At 42.8% G+C, this 19,600-nt stretch carries 16 protein-coding genes; 5 read left to right on the top strand and 11 right to left on the bottom strand.

The features are described 5' to 3' along the window. Nucleotides 1–234 precede the first annotated feature (234 nt). From CLV38_RS08010 to CLV38_RS07970, 9 genes are all read right to left on the bottom strand, one after another. Nucleotides 235–1,335, bottom strand: a complete 1,101-nt coding sequence (locus CLV38_RS08010; protein ID WP_146129003.1) for a hypothetical protein — start codon at nt 1,333–1,335, stop codon at nt 235–237. 205 nt (nt 1,336–1,540) lie between these two features. Then, nucleotides 1,541–1,753 carry a heavy-metal-associated domain-containing protein gene (locus CLV38_RS08005; protein ID WP_106193787.1) on the bottom strand — a complete coding sequence of 71 codons (213 nt, stop codon included), beginning with the start codon at nt 1,751–1,753 and terminating at the stop codon, nt 1,541–1,543. A 23-nt stretch (nt 1,754–1,776) separates the two neighbouring features. Next, the gene (locus tag CLV38_RS08000; protein WP_106193784.1) at nt 1,777–4,257 is read right to left on the bottom strand and encodes a heavy metal translocating P-type ATPase; all 2,481 of its coding nucleotides are present in this window, start codon (nt 4,255–4,257) and stop codon (nt 1,777–1,779) included. 12 nt (nt 4,258–4,269) lie between these two features. Then, a complete protein-coding gene (locus tag CLV38_RS07995; RefSeq protein ID WP_211295441.1) occupies nt 4,270–4,698 on the bottom strand; it encodes a CopY/TcrY family copper transport repressor in 429 nt (142 codons plus the stop codon). 145 nt (nt 4,699–4,843) lie between these two features. Next, entirely contained in the window at nt 4,844–6,295 is a 1,452-nt protein-coding gene (locus CLV38_RS07990; RefSeq protein ID WP_106193781.1) for a UDP-N-acetylmuramoyl-L-alanyl-D-glutamate--2,6-diaminopimelate ligase, read from the bottom strand. 76 nt (nt 6,296–6,371) lie between these two features. Then, complete coding sequence (gene cuyB / locus CLV38_RS07985) at nt 6,372–7,139, bottom strand: cysteate racemase (RefSeq protein WP_211295440.1); 768 nt, start codon at nt 7,137–7,139, stop codon at nt 6,372–6,374. 41 nt (nt 7,140–7,180) lie between these two features. Continuing rightward, the gene (locus CLV38_RS07980; protein ID WP_106193778.1) at nt 7,181–8,374 is read right to left on the bottom strand and encodes a M15 family metallopeptidase; all 1,194 of its coding nucleotides are present in this window, start codon (nt 8,372–8,374) and stop codon (nt 7,181–7,183) included. Between the two features lie 71 nt (nt 8,375–8,445). Further along, nucleotides 8,446–9,171 carry a TraX family protein gene (locus tag CLV38_RS07975; protein ID WP_106193776.1) on the bottom strand — a complete coding sequence of 242 codons (726 nt, stop codon included), beginning with the start codon at nt 9,169–9,171 and terminating at the stop codon, nt 8,446–8,448. 159 nt (nt 9,172–9,330) lie between these two features. Next, complete coding sequence (locus CLV38_RS07970) at nt 9,331–10,686, bottom strand: M20 family metallopeptidase (RefSeq protein ID WP_342751968.1); 1,356 nt, start codon at nt 10,684–10,686, stop codon at nt 9,331–9,333. A gap of 352 nt (nt 10,687–11,038) precedes the next feature. On the opposite strand from CLV38_RS07970, the gene CLV38_RS07965 reads away from it, so the two are divergent. Then, nucleotides 11,039–12,445, top strand: coding sequence for an MATE family efflux transporter (locus CLV38_RS07965; RefSeq protein WP_106193774.1), 1,407 nt, complete (start codon nt 11,039–11,041; stop codon nt 12,443–12,445). A gap of 116 nt (nt 12,446–12,561) precedes the next feature. Here CLV38_RS07965 and CLV38_RS07960 read toward each other — a convergent pair whose 3' ends face one another. Together CLV38_RS07960 and CLV38_RS07955 are read right to left on the bottom strand one after the other, a co-directional pair. Then, complete coding sequence (locus CLV38_RS07960; protein ID WP_106193772.1) at nt 12,562–14,130, bottom strand: Mur ligase family protein; 1,569 nt, start codon at nt 14,128–14,130, stop codon at nt 12,562–12,564. 55 nt (nt 14,131–14,185) lie between these two features. Next, nucleotides 14,186–15,373, bottom strand: coding sequence for a carboxylate--amine ligase (locus tag CLV38_RS07955; RefSeq protein ID WP_106193770.1), 1,188 nt, complete (start codon nt 15,371–15,373; stop codon nt 14,186–14,188). A gap of 691 nt (nt 15,374–16,064) precedes the next feature. Between CLV38_RS07955 and CLV38_RS07950 the strand changes: the two genes are divergently transcribed. The 4 genes from CLV38_RS07950 to CLV38_RS07935 all read left to right on the top strand — a co-directional run bounded on the left by CLV38_RS07950 (nt 16,065) and on the right by CLV38_RS07935 (nt 19,594). Beyond that, complete coding sequence (locus tag CLV38_RS07950) at nt 16,065–17,441, top strand: MATE family efflux transporter (RefSeq protein ID WP_106193768.1); 1,377 nt, start codon at nt 16,065–16,067, stop codon at nt 17,439–17,441. A gap of 241 nt (nt 17,442–17,682) precedes the next feature. Then, a complete protein-coding gene (locus tag CLV38_RS07945; protein ID WP_106193765.1) occupies nt 17,683–18,063 on the top strand; it encodes a GntR family transcriptional regulator in 381 nt (126 codons plus the stop codon). Continuing rightward, nucleotides 18,060–18,749: an ATP-binding cassette domain-containing protein gene (locus CLV38_RS07940; protein WP_106193763.1), complete on the top strand. Its 690-nt coding sequence runs from the start codon at nt 18,060–18,062 to the stop codon at nt 18,747–18,749. The genes CLV38_RS07945 and CLV38_RS07940 overlap by 4 nt, the downstream gene beginning before the upstream one ends. Beyond that, a complete protein-coding gene (locus CLV38_RS07935) occupies nt 18,746–19,594 on the top strand; it encodes a hypothetical protein (protein WP_106193760.1) in 849 nt (282 codons plus the stop codon). Before CLV38_RS07940 ends, CLV38_RS07935 begins: the two co-directional genes overlap by 4 nt. Nucleotides 19,595–19,600: the final 6 nt, after the last annotated feature.

Genomic DNA, 19,600 nt, shown 5'->3' with positions numbered 1-19,600 from the left:
GTCTTGCAAGCTCATCCGTTCTATTAAGCCTTGGTATGAAGTTTCTGTTCGTCAGTGCAAGCATTTGCGTCCGACTTCCTTCAGATTCCGCCTCACGGCGGACACCCTTGTCTTTCGCTAACAGTTCCTACTGCCAAGTCTGTAGTGGACTTTCACCACCAAGTTATCGCCCATGCCGGGCGCACAAGTAAGAAAAAACAGCAGACGAGTGGTCTGCTGTTTCATTTTATGCTCTTAATATATTGTTCGTCGATCCGGGTCGACACGTTTCCATTGGACAGATGTATCCATGTCTTCCAGCTGCACGATTTGCGTACACTGGTAAGTACGGTACCATGATTTAATGTTAGGGGTCATGCTGTTGATCACGCGTTCGATACTGGCACCCTTAGGCGTGTTCCAGGCATCCGGGAATGACAGGTTGATAATGGCTTTTCCCTGCTGATACACCACATTGTATTTCCCCTTAAGTGATCCAGCTTCCCCGGAAGGAGTGATCTCGAATTCACCGTAAATCGGTCTGCCTGCTTTAACTTCCAGGTGATTTGGGAAAGCCGGTGTAAAATCGACTTCTACCGGGTTCGTTGCATGATTCACTGTTATTTTTTTAAGTTTATTCAAATCATTTGATTTTTCATAGAAATAAGTGTTGTTTTTACCTTCTGCTGTTCCATTCTCATCGATCTCTACGCGTTCCAAAGTGTAGCGTCCACCTTCGTTAAAATTGGTGACGACCGAGTCTGTTGAGAACTCAATATAATATCTTGCCTGAAAATCTTTCGGGAATGCAAACGGATCGATATCAATCATTTCTCCATCAATTGAAAGGAAGAATTCTGTATCTCTCTTGCGTGCAAAATCAAAATTGTACAGGAAAAAGAGGGGCATCGAATGCGGTTCTTCAATGTGATTACCCACTGAAGGCAACCAGGTCAGCGGTTTAGTCTCTTTATCGACTTTTTCATCGACGTAGAGAACGATCCGACGATCCAGTTTATCAAAAAACACAAATCCTGCATCCAACTGTCCATTATCATGCTCAAAATAAGCTTCATCAAATTCAACTACAAAGCGCTCTTTCAACCCTTTCCCTCCGATAGACAAAATTTCTTCTTCTTCAGGAATGGATAAGGTGTCCTGGACATAGGAATCTCTATACCCATCTGTACGCCACGCCAGTACACGGAACCCTTTTCCGTAAGGTTCACCGTCTATATAGTGGAATTCGAATGCTTCATATTCTGCATCCGGGTTTTTATGGAAATGAAACATGGCCATTCGCTTAATCGGATTTAACCTGAATCTAAATGGGACATATGCTGTACTTTTTTTCATATTCTCACCTTCTTTATCAGTCTTAAACAATTATTTACTCTCTTTCAAACAAAATTACAGTGTTGTTATTTAATGATACACTATTTTTTTTAATCTGTAAGCAATTTTGATTGAAAAAGTGAAGTATTGTAAGTGTTACCATCTTCACAAAACAAAAAAACTGCACCCCGAATCCTCTGGAGTACAGCTTGACTGCTTAATTTTATTAAGAGTTTACAGATTCTACTGTAAAGGTGGTGTCCGCCAGTGCTTCTCGGATATTATCTTCAGACAGTTCGCTCTTAGAAACGATTACTGCTTCTTTGCTTTCCAGATTGACATCGACTTTCTGTACACCGTCTACTTGTCTAATCGCGGCTTTTACTGAGTTCGCGCACCCGTTGCAATGCATGCCTTCTACTATAGCTGTATACTTCATTGCTTATTCTCTCCTTTAAGTGTTTAATTGGTTACTGCTTCCGTTGCGGTTGGAGCAAATTTTTTAAGTCTTAATGCATTGAGTAAAACAGAGACAGAACTGAAACTCATTGCTGCGGCTGCAAATACTGGATTGAGTAAAGGGCCACCCAACATGAATAATAATCCCATCGCAATCGGTATCCCGACAATATTATAGGCAAATGCCCAGAACAGATTCTGTTTGATGTTTTTAAGTGTGGCTTTACTCAGCTCAATTGCCGTCAGTACTTCTTTTACATCACTTCTCATCAGAACAACATCAGCTGATTCCACAGCAACGTCTGTTCCCGATCCAATGGCGATCCCGATATCTGATTGGGCTAACGCCGGAGCATCGTTGATTCCATCCCCGACCATTGCCACTTTCTTACCTTCTGCCTGCAATTTTTTGACTTCATTGGCTTTATCTTCCGGTAAGACATCACTCAGTACACGATCGATTCCGGCTAACTGCGCAATGGCATTGGCCGTACGGGTATTATCTCCGGTAATCATCGCCACTTCGATTCCCATTTTTTTGAGAGCCCGTATAGTCTGTACACTGTTTTCCTTCAAGGTATCGGCTACTGCGATCAGTCCTGCAACTTTTCCGTCTATTGCCAGATACATCGGTGTTTTTCCTTCATCAGCAAACGCATCAGCCTGTTCCTCAAGTTCAGTATACGCCAATGACTGTTCGCTCATCAATTTTTTGTTACCGAAGAAAAGAATAGCGCCATCCACTTCTGCTTTCAGACCCTGTCCGGGTATCGCTTCAAAGCGATTGGAATCAATTGCTGAAATGCATTTCCCTTCTGCTTCTTTAACAATGGCTTCGCCTAAAGGGTGTTCGCTGCCTTTTTCTGCAGAAGCCGCCATTTTAAGCAGAAAGTCTTTTGAAAAGTTTGAGTGTTCCGCTACATGAATATCGGTCACAACTGGTTTTCCTTCAGTCAGGGTCCCCGTTTTATCAAAGACGATTGTTTCAACATTGTGAATGGTTTCCAGTGCATCTCCACTTTTAATCAGGACACCATGTTCAGCGCCTTTACCTGTTCCCACCATAATAGCAGTTGGTGTCGCCAGCCCCAGCGCACATGGACAGGCAATAACCAGAACTGAGATCATAATCGTTAAAGCAAATATGAAACTTTGGCCGGCAATCAGCCAGACAGCTCCAGACAGTAGTGCCAATCCCATTACGATGGGTACAAAATAGCCAGTGATAATATCTGCCAGTTTGGCGATCGGCGCTTTTGATCCCTGAGCGTCTTCTACTAGTTTAATGATCTGGGATAAGGTAGTGTCTTTTCCCACCTTAGTGGCGCGGTAATCCACAGAGCCATTTTTATTCATACTGGCGCCAATGATGCCGTCTCCTTCTTCTTTATCGACTGGCATACTCTCTCCGGTCAGCATGGACTCATCCACCGCTGTGCGTCCTCTGACGATCACACCATCCACCGGCATTTTTTCACCGGGTCGGACTCTGACAATATCTCCAGGGGACACATTTTCAATCGCAACTTCTTCTTCCTGGCCGTTATGAACAATACGGGCTGTTTTAGGTGCCAGATCCATCAGTTTTTGAATGGCTTCAGACATCCGTCCTTTGGATCGTTCCTCCAAGTATTTCCCGAGTGTATGGAAAGCAAGAATAACGGCTGCTGTTTCATAGTACAGCATCATCGCCAAATCTGCTCCATCGAAAATGATCGCGTAGGTTGCGGCCGCACTGTAGATGAATGCAGCAGCTGTTCCTAGTGAAATAAGCGAGTTCATATTCGGGTGGCCTTTTGACAAGGTCTTGAAGCCCTGCTGGAAATATGACCGTCCATACCACATGACGGGAACAGTCAAAGCCAGCTGTATAAGAGAATACCTGACCGGATTCATCATATGGTCGATGGGTCCCGGTAGACCCAGACCGATCATGGGCGCCATTGAGATGTAAAACAATGGGATCGTAAAGACCGCAATCAGAATCGTCCGGTTTTTAATGATCTGTTCTTTCGATTCACTCTTATCATCAGTCGGTCCCGCTACTTCCGTTTCTTCTTCTTTGGGAATCGCTTTGTAACCTGACTGACTGATGGCGTCCGATATATCTCTGACTGACAAATGCAGTGGGTTATACGTCACGCTCATCTTCTCTGACGCCAGATTCACTGAAGCAGCTTCCATTCCTTCCAGCTTGCTGGCTGTTTTCTCGACAGTAGCTGAACAGGACGCACAGGTCATGCCTTCTATATCAAAGGTTTTCGTGATCATTTGCGGCATGACGACTGTATAGCCGGTTGCATCGATTTCTTTTTCCAGACTTTCCGGATCAAAGCTTTTCTGGTCGACCTTGAGATTTAACTTTTCAGATGCCAGATTGACAGAAGCTTCGACCACTCCGGTTACTTTTCCAGCTGTTTTTTCTACCGTACTGGCACAAGACGCACAGGTCATGCCTTCAATCGGGTATGATTTTGAATTCATTCTGATTCCTCCTTAGTGGACACAGGAACACTGGCCCGGTATGCAGCTGCACACGACTTCCAATGGTGCAGTTTCTTTCTTCAGTTTGATTACGTCTTCCAGAGCTTCCAGATCACTCAGACTCAGGGTACTGTTTTCCAGCATCATCTGAATGGTGACACCCGCTTTTTTTGTACAGACCTGACTCAGCAGTGCTTCTGTAGCTTCTTCCACACTTTTTTCTTCTGTAACAGCCGGCGAGTAATCATATTGCCGTCCATTCGGCTCTGCTGTCAGCATGCCTTTTTTGACTAAACGGCCGATCAGCGTTTTCGTCGTAGCCAGTTTCCAGTCTTTCTTCTCATTTAGTATCGTGCTGATTTCTCTACTGGTAATGGGGCTGGTCGTCCAGACGACGCGCATCACTTCCCACTCTGATGGTGAGATTTGAGGCTCCTCCATCTCGTTCACTCCTTTTCGTTTACACATGTAATTTGACTTCTAAACATAGTTTACAACTGTAATCGGTAAATGTCAACCCTAAACAAAAAAAGTTTACCATTTGAGAGTGAGCTCCGTCACCCTGTCAAATGTGTAAACTTTTTCTCTAATCCATATAATAATCAGTTAAATAATCCAGTGTTTCCTTATCTGAGTGAACAGGCAGATTGAACGTGCACGTATAGTCTTCATGCCCTTTACCTGTCAAAAGGATCAGTGTCGGTTCTTCAGCATTGTCAATGACCTGCTTTACCGCGAGTGACCGGTCCATTATGATGTCCACTTCGATCGTTGAATACGACTGGGCCATACTGATATAGGTATTCTTCATGATCTCCTCAGCCAGACCGTTCAAGTCATCCAGTGTCAGGATGGTATGATCGCTGTACTGAATGGACGTACTGAGCATCTTTTCCCGTTTGGAACTGTCTCTGTTACCTCTGAATCCAAATACATGATTCAGTCTGTGATCAGGATACATAGCCTTACAAGTAGATAAAACAGCTTCCAGTGCTTCTGCCGTGTGCGCATAATCGATCACTGCCTTTACAGTATCCGTCAGATCGTACGCTTCAAAACGGCCAGGTATCGGCTCAAGGTCTTTTATCATCTCTTCCAGCTGATCGATGTTATGTCCCAGATCACTCAGGACCGTTGCGGCCATCGACAGGTTCAGCAGATTATATTTACCAGGAAGTGGCGCCTGCGCCTGAATGGTCTGCTCATTGATAGTCAATCTGTTTTTCACTGTTGTTTCGAACGCGTAATGAGTATGAGGGTCACCCGTTTCCGAAACAGTCAGCACCTCGATCTGCTCGTCTTTCAGAATATCGACCAGTTTATTTCCCCAATGATCATCACTGTTCACGATCGCCTTAGCTGAAGGTTTAAGCAGTGAGAATAATTTTTTCTTCGCCATAAAGTAATCTTCAATCGTTTTATGATAGTCGAGATGATCATGCTGAAGATTGGTGAACAGCCCGTAGTCAAAAGCCATTCCTTCCATCCTGTGCTGCTGAAGGCCTTGAGACGATACTTCGATAACGACAACCTCATCAGTAGACTCGGATAAAGATTTCTGAATCATCGATGCGCTGGGTGTCGTAAGGGAACTGTCCATGCGCTGTCCGTTTATTTCGTTGAACACAGTCCCGAAGAATGAAACCGAATAGCCTGCTTTACGCAGTAGATGAGTCGTAAATAATCCGGTCGTCGTTTTACCGTTTGTTCCTGTTATTCCGATGACGATTTTATCCTTACTGGGGTGTTCATAAAAGTTTGCCGCCAGGGCTCCTATCACTTTTCTCGAATTCTCGACTTGAATGTACGGAACCGTTAAGTCAGATAATGCTTTCTGACCGATGACTACACTTGCTCCGTTATCGATCGCCTGTTCAATAAAATCGTGTCCGTCTTTTTCGAAGCCTTCGATTGCCACGAATATCTCACCATCTCGTACACTGCTCGCCCGCTCGTTGACACCGCTTATGTCCAGATCATTCAGCTGTTCATGCTGACCGATCTCATTAATATAGTTAACAATTTCTTTCCATTTCACTTTTTGATCTCCTTAATGTGTAAATAATTCTTCTGCTGACTCCTGATGCGAAAGCCTTTTTGAACCTTCTCCATCTTCAGGAACCCGTCAGATTTCGGGCTGCAATTTTCATGGGATCGATAAACGGGACTGGGATATCACCGGAATGTAATACGAGTTCCACTTCTGTACACCCGCCGATAATCAGTTCACACTGCTTACCTTGTATCAGTGTATCTGCCGCTTCTTTTAGTAATCTTTTGGGATGATCGCCTTTATTGCCTTGCTTGATTCCGTTCTCTCCAAAAATAGCTTCCATTACTTTAGTTTCCTGGTCGATGTCGTCCGGAAAAACAACCTCTTTATTTCTGATAACGGACTGAAACAGATTAGACCGTCTCGTCGCAGTGGTCGATAACACGCCTATCCTTTTAACACTCGGGTAAACTGTATCCAGAAAATCGCTGAGTCCCTTCAGGACATGGTAAAAAGGAATCGTCACACTTTTTTGTATCTCCTCATGAAAGTAATGAGCAGTGATACAGGGCATCACTAAGACAGACGCCCCGGACTTCTCGAGATTCTGCGCCGTTCTGATCATTTCTTCAACAGGAGAGTCTCCTCCATATAATATGGCTTTAGTCCGGTCAGGAATTTTAGGGTTACTGTCAATAATGACACGGTAATGATCCTGATCTTTGCTCACATGCGTTTCTTCGATCAGCTTAGTGTAAAAACTAGCTGTAGCGAGTGGACCCATGCCACCCAGTACGCCAATAATCTTCTCATCTGCAGTCATGTACTCACTCATTTCATTAAAAAGTATTGGGTAAAAGACATCAGCTTCAAGGATAGAAAAAGTCACGTTTGAACTCCGGCACTATTTGACTAAAGTCCTCCTTGATCTCAATCTGAAAAGCTTTCAACTTCCTCCCAGGAAGGCTGGCTGTTTATCGATCTTGTGATGTCAAAATCACCCACACTAGCATCGGGTCCCAGTGCCTCAAGGGCATCCAGATCATTAAAATGCCACCATTCAGAAGCCAGAGGTGTAAATCCGGCCTGGACCATATAATCGACCATTCGCTTAGAAGCATCTACTACATCCGGATTAAAATCCAGTTCACGCCATCCATCTCTATCCATTGAACTGATCGGTTCTTCGAAGAGCGCCGAATTGACACTCAACTCATGAAAAGGCGTCTGCATTTCATAGATACTGTAATCGGTCACTTCTCTGACGACAAAGTCGCCTACCACTTTTTCTGATATCTCATTTACCTGAGCCAGAGTCAGATCAATTGCTGCTCCACGGTTATGATTGGATATGGAGGAATGGATAAACCAGCCGATACTCCAGGGTGCTTCCGTCACGCCTTCTTCGACTTCTTCGTTTTCTTCTATCAGTTCAACCAGTGCTTCTCTGACCAGCTCGCTATTTTCCTGCGAGCGATAAGTCTCATAAATAACCAGTGTTTCACCATTGAACAGCGCTATCTGCTGTGCACGGGATACCTTATAAGCTGTACTGTATAGGATCGGGAAAATAAATTCTGTTCTATCCAGACGTTCATTGTGATCGATCATATTGCTGATCGCTTCACCCGTCACCCCTGGAATGTCAGTGAATGACGATTGAAACAGCGATTCATGGCTGTTGGTGTGATGATAAACGATCGACGGGATGACATCCGGCAGATTAATAAATGCGGCTTTGTGCCTTATCCACCCTTCCAGTTCATCTGTTCTGACTCGCCACCAGCCACCCTGCTCTTCTCTAATTTCAAAGGGCGTACCTGAATCGAGAGTTCCGACGATAGAGGAAGTGTCTCCCGGCTCATCGTACATGTGCTCTCTAACAGAAGTATAACCAGCAGCTCCTACGATCGGCAGTTCAAAATCTTCATTGTAAAACAGGGGGAGTGTAGGTGGTGGCGTGACCGGATCATCCTGCCCCTGCTGTTCAGTTGGCGGCACCTGCTCTTCTTCGAGAATATCAGGTGTTCCTAAATACCTGCTGACTAAAAACCCCATTCCAAGTACTATGACCAGGCTCAAAAACGCAATCAGGCTTTTTAAAACTGTTTCTTTATTCTTCAATTATATTACCCCTCAGCATACAAAACTCGTCATGTGTATCATAATTTTTTGAGTGTTGCTCTTTTTTTAGGTTATCTGTTCATCAACACTCTGATTCCAAACAAAAGGATCAGGTGCAGCGGATAAAACCAGTAAAACACCCATTTAGTAAATGGATTTCTCAGTCCCGGTTTCCTGTTATATAAGGTGAAAAATGGAATAGTCAGGAATACACCCAAACGGTAGGTCGAATACATTCCGATATCCTGAATACCAGGAAGAATGTAAAATACCAGACCTATAAGTACAAACATAAATACTTTCAATTTGACATTTTCTCTGTAAAGCCCAAATATAATGATCCACAAGACCCCTATGTAGTGCCAGTTGGCTGGCATGGACATCAGCAGGGTCGCGCCTAAAACGACAAGTTTGATGATTGCGCTGGTTTTTTCACTGGTTATGACAGATAGTGCAATGACCCCCAGCATCAATGTCCAGATAACACTCGTCCCTCTAAATACACTGAATCCAAAATACAGGTTATACGGAACATGCGAGAGCACAGCAAAAAGAAAGAGTCTGAAAATATACTTTTTCTTGTCAGAGGTATAATGATGACCCTCTGCTACCAGAAAAAAAATAACTGGAGCGGCTAAGCGTCCGACCAGATGCGCGACCCACCGTTCAGGTGTACCGAAATCAGTAACCAGATGTGATGCATGATCAATAAACATCGCCAGCACCGCAATGATTTTTAACACATTTGCATTGATCCTTGATTTTTGAACAGGAACAAACAGTGACTTTTCAGTCATTTTAAACACTCCAGTCTTTTAAGCAGAGAATATAATAACATTATACGCACACACTTATCTTATTGTAATTTAATTATAGTGTTATTATTAAACGAGCGGTAGCAAAATCACTAAAATTTAATGATTTGTAATCAGATTGTCAATTAGTCTGGGCCCAAATTAGTCCTGACAAGCCAATCGATAAATCGTTTCTGCATAGATCGACATTGACTTGTAAAAATCATCTAAATCAATGTGCTCATTTTCCTGATGCGCTAAACTTTTACTGCCCGGGAAATGAGCCCCGAATGCGACCATATTCGGCATTGACCGTGCGTAAGTCGCTCCGCCTGAAGTCGTCGGTTCACTCTGATCACCCGTTTTGTCTCTATAGATTGACAATAAGGTCTGGATCAGTTCGCTTTCCAGCGGCACATGAAGAGACGGCAGATAATCATATTCTTTGTATTCCAGTCCATACAGCGCACTCGCTTCAATCAGTCTTTCAACAATCAATTCTTTATCCTGTGTAACAGGAATACGTATATCCAAAGTGATTTCTGAATAATTGCTGTTTATTTCCAGTGTCCCTACATTAAGAGTCAGTTCACCTGAAACCTCATCTTTCACTTCTCCGAACAAGGTCCGTCCGTTAGTCTCCTGACCAATTTTTTCTCCAATAAATGAAACAGCTGGGTGCGGCTGGAAGCCTACAAGCCCCTTTGCAAGCAGTGCTATTGCATTTTTTCCATCCTGAGCCTGACTGGCATGAACACTTTTCCCGTGAACGGTCACTTTTTCTCCCTGTATGGAATAAGGAATCGACATATAATCGAATATCGTTGACAGATTTTCAACATTTCCACAGATATATTCTGCTGTGTCTGGTACAACATTAGGCGATTTACCACACTGAATTTCCATTTTCGCTGCTCCTGGACCGGTCAGTTTCACTTGCAGCAAAGCTTTTTCAGCATATGTCAGCGGAAAGGTCCCATCCGGAACGAATCCCATATCCGGCACTGCTTCATGTTCTTTATACATTTTCATGCAGCGCCAGAGTGTTTCTTCATCTGTTCCGAAAATAAAGCGCACTTTTTTAGTAAAGGTTTCATCTGAATCAATCAACGCTTTTAATCCGTATAAAGCCGCAACGGTCGGTCCTTTATCATCCTGAGTTCCTCGTCCATATACAGCCCCATCCCGTTCAACTGCTTCAAACGGATCACTATCCCACTTTTTAGTATCGCCTTCAGGGACTACATCTAAATGGCACAGAACCCCTACAGTTTCAGCTCCGTCTCCATACTCTGCAAAGCCATAAAATCCTTCTGGATCATAAAATGTATCCATTCCAATTTTGTCGCAGACGGTCAGTACTTCTTTTAAAGCCTGATCGATTCCTTTTCCAAATGGTGGAAATGCACGTTCGTTTCCATTTGTTGTATTGAATGAAGGGATTGCAATCAGTTTTTTTAACGTGCGCAGGCTTTCAGTTTTTATTGACTGACTTATGAATTCTTTCATCTCTATCATCTGTATTTACCCTTTCTTTGCCCTGATTTTTTCATCTATGTATTCTCTCACATCTGTATCATACTATACAAGGTTTACAGTCCCTTCACTCTTTTTTTATACATCCTCTACATACATCTTCCAATAAGGATGAGCGGTCAATAACAGAAGTGAAAACTCTTTCGAGTTGAAGACTTTGATGTCGTTTATTCACTTAAGTTACTAAAGTTAAAAAATATGTGTGTGACCCTCTTGTTTTTTCTTCCCATAGGACTATAATAGCTTGGTACTAATTTTAAACGAAAATGCTATTTATTCACTGAATGGGTGACACTTTGTCATATATTGTTCAGTTATGGCAAGGAGGAAGACAATGAAAAAAGACATGACCGAGGGGAATCCAGTCAAGCTGATTGTCAGCTTTATGATACCACTCCTGATCGGAAATTTGTTTCAACAGTTTTATAACATGGCAGATGCCTTTATCGTCAGCAGAACCATTGGTGTCACGGCATTCTCAGCTATAGGGTCAACCCTGAGTCTTCAGTTTCTGATTCTGGGACTGGCCATCGGAATCACTGCCGGGCTTGCAGTCATCACTTCCCAGCGTTTCGGACGTAAAGATGAGAAAAGTCTTCGTCAGAACCTGGCAACCAGTTTAATCATCAGTGTCACGATTGCCGTGATTTTAACTGCACTGACCACTACTTTTACTGAAGAGATACTGACTATCATGCAGACGCCTGAAGAAACCTATGCCTATGCTTACGATTATCTGAATATATTGTTCAGAGGAATCGGCGCTGTCATACTCTTCAACTTTCTGGCTAATCTGCTGCGTGCTATTGGTGACAGCAAAACACCTCTTTATTTCCTGATCGTGACATCCATTTTAAATATCGTACTCGATTACGTGTTTATTTTAGTCTTTGATATGGGGATCGGCGGTGCAGCATTAGCGACAGTAGTTGCTCAAATCACTTCCAGTGTCCTGTGCCTGATTTATATCTGGAAAAAAGTCCCGATTTTACGTATTCACAAAGAAGACTGGGCACTTATTAGCAAGGCTGAATTCAAAGAACACTTACGCATCGGCTTGCCTTACGGTTTCCAGTACTCGATCATTGCGATCGGGTCAGTCGCTATCACGATTACACTGAACCAGCTGGGAGCCGCTTCTGTTGCTGCCTATACAGCAGCTCAAAAGATCGACTCGGTCGCTGTCCTGCCACTCCAGTCATTTGGAGTAACGATGTCTACATACGCCGCACAGAATTATGGTGCCCGTAAACTGAATCGAATCTGGTACGGAGTCAATCAGGCAGTGAAGATGAGCGTGATTTACAGTATTGTGATCGGGATCATCCTGGTTATATGGGGACGATCTCTCGCTACGATTTTCGTTGGGGCAGATGCTCCAGCAGAAGTTCTGCGCATGATCCAGTTCTATTTTTTATCTACCGCTCCACTGTACTCTATTTTATCGGTCCTCTTTATTTACAGACACACTTTGCAGGGGCTGGGAAACAGCTTTGCTCCAACCGTTGCAGGTATAGGAGAACTGCTTGCACGAATTGGTGCGGCAGCATTCCTCTCTATTCCTTTAGGCTTTCTAGGCGCGGCAATTGCCAACCCGTTAGCATGGATTGCAGCATTCGTGCCATTGGTCATGGCTTACCGCTCTACTAAACGAACATTATCCGGCCGTATGACGGTTACACCACCTGAGGAACTGGATTTTCCAGTTACCGCACGACCCGCTTCGTCCAAACTCAAGTAAGCTAGAGTTTGATGGACAGTCTCACTAACACTAAATAAAATGAAAACCGAAAGAACTTTTGTCTTGAGTGCAAAAATTCTTTCGGTTTTATTGTGCCTGTTTTTTATAAACACGAGCTACTGATCTTTAGTCAAGAATGATTCATCGATCCCAGCTACTCTATGAGCCAATGGTCTAAGCACTTTTTCCTTATCCAGATCACTTCTCATGTCGGCTAACTGGTTGAGGATGTATTTAGCCCCAAAGTCCATTCCCTGTGCGCCACCAATTAGGATCACATCACCAGCTTCGACCTGATTCAGGCTTGACTGCAGAGCATCCGGCATTTCTTTGTGCAGCTCGACCTCTACACCAACTTTTTCCATTTCTTCTTCGAAGGCTGCGAGTTCTTCGGGCAGGACATCGTCTTTATCGATAACATGAGACTCACTTAACGATACGATCACTTTTTTCAGTCCTAAAGCAGGGACCCATTTTGCCAGTGCTTCGGCATTTTCACGGTTAGTGGTGACTCCCCGGTTTCCTCGGATGGCATAGACAATATGCAGATTCTTATAATCCATTTTCGTCAACGTTTCAAGTGTGACCTCGATATTACCGGCATTTGCAAAGTGGTCATCGACAATTTTAAAGTCGTTCTCATAGATGAACTGGAAGCGACGTTCCACTCCACTGAAGTTTCTGATACCCGATCTGACTGTTTCAATATCCACACCGCTTATCAGTCCGATTGTGATGGCCGCCATGGCGTTATAGACAGAATGATAACCTGCCACTGAGAGTTCAACCGTAAAACTGGTTTTACCCACTGTAGTACCTGAAATCGTCTTAAACGGTTTTTTAATTTCGACTCTGAACGAACCTCTTCCACTGCCGATGTCCAGATCTGAACAGTAAAGATGGCCAGTGTCGTTCTTTATACCGTAAGTCACAACAGACGATTCTGTTTCATTCACTAAAGAAGCTGAATGATCATCATCCAGGTTCAAAACAGCAAACTGTTCTGCCCCGGCTTCTCTGATGAGACTGGCTTTTGCGTTATAGTACTCTTCAAATGAGCCGTGCAGATCAATATGCTCACGACTGATATTATTCAAAGCCACAATGTCAAAATCAACACTACCGACCCTGCTCAAATCCAATGCAGAAGATGAGACTTCCATCGTGACATGAGAAATCTGTTCATCTCTCATTTTGGCAAAATAGCCATGCAAGTCCAGGGACTCAGGAGTGGTTAAGACACTCGGCACCAGTGTTTTTCCATACTTCACCATCACTGTCCCAATAAGACCCGTTCTCCAGTTGTTTTCTTCCAGAATCGCATTGGTCATAAATGAGGTAGACGTTTTCCCATTAGTGGCTGTAATGCCGATCACTGTAAAGTCCTTTGAAGGATGATTATAAAAGTGATCACCCAGTGCAGCTAGTGCTTCACGACTGTTTTCAACCAGAAATTGAGGAATGGTGATTCCGGGGATGAAATGTTCAACAACGAGTGCTGCTGCTCCATGTTTAACGGCATCTTCTGCATACTGATGGCCATCTGTCTGATACCCCTTAATACATACGAACAATGAGTCCTCCTCGACTTCATTTGAATGATAGGCTATCTTACTGATGGGAGCATCCTCATGATTTTTAGAATCTACTATTGATATAGACTCAAGTAATTCTGATAAGCGCATGTAAAGTTTCTCCTTTTTGGTAAACTGAAACCCCTCAGTTACCTTACTTTTTCATTTATCCGATCACTTTTTTCTTTACTTTATTCAGAATGATTCCAATATAAGCAAAACCAGGTTTCGGATCTTTACTGTTCCAGATGGCACCGACTCTTTTTTCCGTATAGGTCTTCATGATTTGCTTAGCTGACAGCTGTTTTGACTGGATATAGGCTTTTGATGCGTGCAAATCTTCATACATATAATGGAACCCGTAATCTGTCGTGTCTTTGAGCACTTTCTGCCCGATAGGCTGTCCAGTCAATTCTTTATAGGCTAACAACGGCATGTTAAAGCCGACTTCTGCCAGCATCTGGTTAAAGTTTGTCGTGCGGGCGTTGATTTCAATTAAGTAATACTTGCCGGTCTTTTCATCTTTTTTAAACTCAATTTCAGCAAACCCTTTATACCCTATAGCTTCTAAAAAGGGTTTTCCTATTTCAACTAGTTCTGGGACGTATTTCTGTTTAATGTAGACAGACGCACCAAAATTGATGGGGTATTGTCTTTGTTTTTGAGCTGTAACCCAATGAGTTACCTTAGCTTCCTGATTTAAATAAGCATCGAACGTATACATATGATCATCGAATCCCTGAATCAGCTGCTGTACAGCGACTTCAATATTCTTTTCTTTAACAGCCTTCAGTTTTTCGAGCAGTTCTTCTCTATTATTGATCTTGAACAGTTTACGTCTGAAAGTCGCAACAAAGGTCGAGGAATCAAACGGTTTGATGATACACGGGTACCCTAGTTCAGTTTCAACCTTTTCAATCAGATCCGCGTCTTGTGTACTGAAACTTTTTGGAGTCAACACCTTATGCTGTTCAGCAAGCAGATATAACTTGTCTTTATCAATTATATCACTCCAGAAGCCCGGTTTGGTCTGATTAATGAGATAATACTGTGTCAATTCCTCAAAATACGTGTCAATCAGTAGAACAAACGGATCGGCTGTAGGGTACAGGACCGGTTTATGAGTCTGTTTTTTTGCATAATCGATCAGAAAGTCTTTAAACTGCTCTGCTTCTTTTTCATGGTGTGGTGCAATCAGTTTTTCTGTCAGATACTTGGACTTAAATGCATACGCACCCTCTTCCTGGTAGTGCACGCCTGTGACAGGTATCCCTTCTTGTCCTAAACACCGGATGATGCTTAATCCAATATAATAATTACATCCTAAAACAACTGCTTTGTGCTCGGTTTCCATAGATTCACTCTTTTCGTCTATACTTTTAATGGATTAGACTGATTGATAGTCTTCGATTCGTAAGGATCGTCAACCAGTTTTTAGTAGCTGGCTCTTTTTTTCTCATTATAATGAGATCTTTTAGTCTTTAGTCTTAAATCTTCTTTAAATAACATACTAGATAGACTTTAAATGTCAAGTATTAGGTGAATTATACCCTGAAATCACTTATATTTCTAATCTGTTTACAGTAAATGACTATAATTCAGTCAAAATAAATTGTCTGATAAAGCTCATCAGTTTTAATTATATCATATTGTGTTTTATTCTAACAAAATGTCGTTTAAATGAGCTGTTAATCTGGAGCTGATCGAATTGGCTCTTCATATTCTACTGATTTTTCTTAAATAGCCCATGCAAGTGACCTCCTGCCTGCCAGATGTCACATTGGATTCTCATACGTCATAAATTGTCTACATTTTCAAAACCTCCCTGTCAGAACAGGGAACACCGTCCCTCGGACAATGAAAACGGCTTCTTATTTCACCCTGTTTATCCGTCAAAAAATAGTCACAATTAAATGACTATATGCCTTGCTTATTAATTATAAGTGCCTATACTTGTAAAAATACTCTTGATTTGAAAATCAATGAAAACAACGACTAAAAAGATATTTAAACGATTAAGACCCGTTTTACTGGAGGAACCCAACATGAACAAAGATATGACAAAAGGAAGCCCCTTAAAATTAATATTATTATTTACATTGCCTCTCATTTTCGGTAATTTACTGCAGCAATTATACCAAATGGCAGATACGTACATCGTCAGTCAGACAATCGGCGTCAATGCCTTCGCGGCTGTGGGCTCGACTCTCAGCATCAACATTCTCGTATTAGGTCTGGCTATCGGGCTGACTTCCGGCTTAGCCGTTTTGACCGCTCAGCGTTTCGGTAAAAAAGATGAACAAGCAATCCGCGAAAATTTAGCAGCCAGTGTGATCATAGCTGGTACAGTCTCAGTCATACTGACAATCGTGTCGCTGACTTTCCGTCGTCAAATTCTGGAATTCATGAACACGCCTGTGGAACTGATCGAGTATGCTAATGATTACCTGACCATGATGTTTGCCGGTCTGAGCGGGGTCGTCCTCTTCAACCTTGTATCAAACTTACTCAGATCGATCGGAAATACGAAAGCTCCTCTCGTCTTTTTGGCTATCTCATCTGTACTCAACGTTGTATTGGATCTGGTATTTATCCTGGTCTTCAATATGGGCGTCTCCGGTGCAGGACTGGCTACTGTTATTTCACAATTCGTTTCAGGCGCTATTGGTCTGATTTATATTAAGAAGAGCGTGCCTTTATTCAGAATCCACAAAGAAGACTGGTCAGCTGGACTTAAGCAGATTAAAGAACACTCAGCTATCGCATTCCCAATGGGCTTTCAGACATCACTGATCGCTATTGGTATGATAGCTGTATCCATGACATTAAATACCCTTGGACCCGAAGCAGTCGCTGCTACAACTGCTGCTCAAAAAATTGATTCCCTAGCGACTAAGCCCCTCATGGCAGTCGGAATCACTATGGCCACGTACACCGCACAGAACTATGGGGCAGGACATCTGGACCGCGTATGGGAAGGTGTACAGAAAATACTGAAAGTTACAATTGCCTACAGTGTCATCGTCGGCGCGCTTCTCGTTATTTTTGGCCGCCAGATCGCCATGCTTTTTGTGGGACCAGAAAATACCGAAATCCTTGATATGGCTCGTTTGTATTTCCTGACGAACTCGACTTTCTACATCTTCCTGGCTACCCTGATCGTTCACCGTTACACGCTTCAGGGACTTGGGAAAAGCACAGCCCCAACCATAGCCGGGTTGTTTGAATTGTTCGCACGCGTTGGAGCAGCCTTGCTGTTGTCCAGATCTCTGGGCTTTGTAGGAATCGGCCTGTCTAACCCGCTAGCCTGGGTTGCAGCACTCTTCCCACTTTTAGGATCATACTACGCACTGAAACGTCAGTTAACTGGCGGAGCCAAAAAACCGCTTGTTACCGGCAGATTAGCTCGTATAAGTAAATAACCGATCACGACCGGACTTCCTGAATGGCTGACACATTTCAGGAAGTTCGGTCTTTTTTATAATTGTGTTGACAGAGAGATTGTATTAAGCATATAATACAGATTGTAAAGAGCATCCGATTCATTGCTTTTTTTACCCGTAGTGTACCACGCGATTAATACAGTGAGTTTTCATTTTTTTGCCCAGACTGTACCAATCACTTAATACAGTTGACCATCATGCATTGGAAGGAGTTATCCACTTGAGCGTCCTATTTAATAAGCGCGACCCTATTTATCTTCAAGTTATCACTCATCTGAAAAAGCAGATTGTATCCGGAGAGTTAAAACCCGGTATAGAAATGCCATCACGTCGGCAGATGGCTAATCAGATGAAAATTAACCCTAACACAGTACAGAGGGCTTACAGCGAAATGGAGGAACAACGATTGATATTTACTGAACCGAACAAACCAAGCCGTATTACAGAAGACCCAGCTGTATTAAACCAGCTGAAGAAAGAATGGCTGAATCAGGCAATCGATCGTTTTGTTTCCGCTATTGACCCGATCGATATGTCCCTGGAAGAACTGCTTCCGATGATTCAGGAAGCACTCTCAAATAGAAAGAAGGCTGTTAAATGATTGAATTAAAAGATGTCCAGAAGCAGTTTGGACGAAAGAAAGTATTGAACGGTATTTCATTTACTATCGAAAAGGGAGAAATCAGCTGTCTCGTCGGAGTCAATGGCGTAGGAAAGACGACGATACTCAATGCTATTATGAATCTGACCCCTATAAAAAAAGGAACCATTACAATTGACGGCGAACCCTTAACACCAGAGCTTTACAATAAAATTGTGTTTATTCCTGATGCCTCGATTTCCCTGCCCCATTTTACTGTTCAGCAAAGTATGGATTTTATGAACGATTACTATGATACGTGGAATGTGAAACGGGCAAAGGATATCGTTAAATTTTTCAGATTGAATCCATCTGACAAGCTTCGGGATCTATCCAAGGGAAACCAGGCGAAAGTGAATTTACTGCTTGGACTGGCCTTGGATGTCGACTACATTCTGATGGATGAACCGTTCTCGGGTATCGACATTTTTACACGCGAGCAGATTACCGAAGTCTTCAGCAGCTATCTGGTGGAAGACCGCGGAGTCCTGATTACGACTCATGAGATCAATGACATCGAACATTTACTGGACAAAGTGATTCTACTGGATGAAGGAACGATTTATAAGGAATTTAATGCAGAAGTCATGCGTGAAACAGAAGGAAAATCTGTTATCGACGTCATGAGGGAGGTTTATAACGGATGAAAAAGTCACTGAAGTCATTACTTAATCTAACTGCCTTTGAACTGGATAGAATGTCAAAATTCTTATATATCCTAATCGGTATCACATTAGGCGCTAACCTGATCGGCTACATTATGACGCCCATGCGCCACGTTAGTCGTTTGAACGAATACATGTCTACACAATCGGCAACGAGTCAGCAGGCACTGGACTATTATGGAACGTTCACTTTCTATGATGCCATTAACACTCTATGGATCGCTGGCCCTATTGCACTTGGCGTGAGCGGCCTCCTTATCTATTCTCTGTTCATCTGGTATAGAGAATGGATGGGTAAAAATACCTTTGCCTACCGCCTCTTGATGCTTCCGGTTCCACGTATGCAACTGTTTTTTTCAAAGCTGATTGTCATCTACTTAGGGATTTTCAGCCTGATTGCTACTCAGATTAGTTCATTATTTATCGGGTTTCAAATTGTATCAGCTATCGTGCCAACTGAATGGTTCGCCGACATGTCTGCTCTACAGGCCATACAAGAGAACTTCTTATTCTATTATCTCTTACCAATAGACCTCATGTATTTCTTAATGATCAATGGCATAGGCCTCGTCTTTATTGTTGTTTTATTTACTCTAATATTGATGGAACGCAGCTTTTCCGTGAAAGGGATTGTCATGGGCATAATGTATGGCGCTTCAGCACTAGCATTAACTCTATTCCCTCTGTTTTTGACAGATATTTTCCAGAATCAGTACATTTTATACGGATCGGAAACCATAATGATTGTAGCCAGTATGCTTTTGGTAATTGCTGTCACTTCACTCTTTGTGAGCCGCCACTTACTGAATAAAAAAATAACGATATAGAAAGGA

Source organism: Alkalibacterium olivapovliticus (assembly GCF_003003275.1).
Taxonomy (GTDB): Bacteria; Bacillota; Bacilli; order Lactobacillales; family Carnobacteriaceae_A; genus Alkalibacterium; species Alkalibacterium olivapovliticum.
This window is presented reverse-complemented; position numbering and strand designations above follow the sequence as displayed.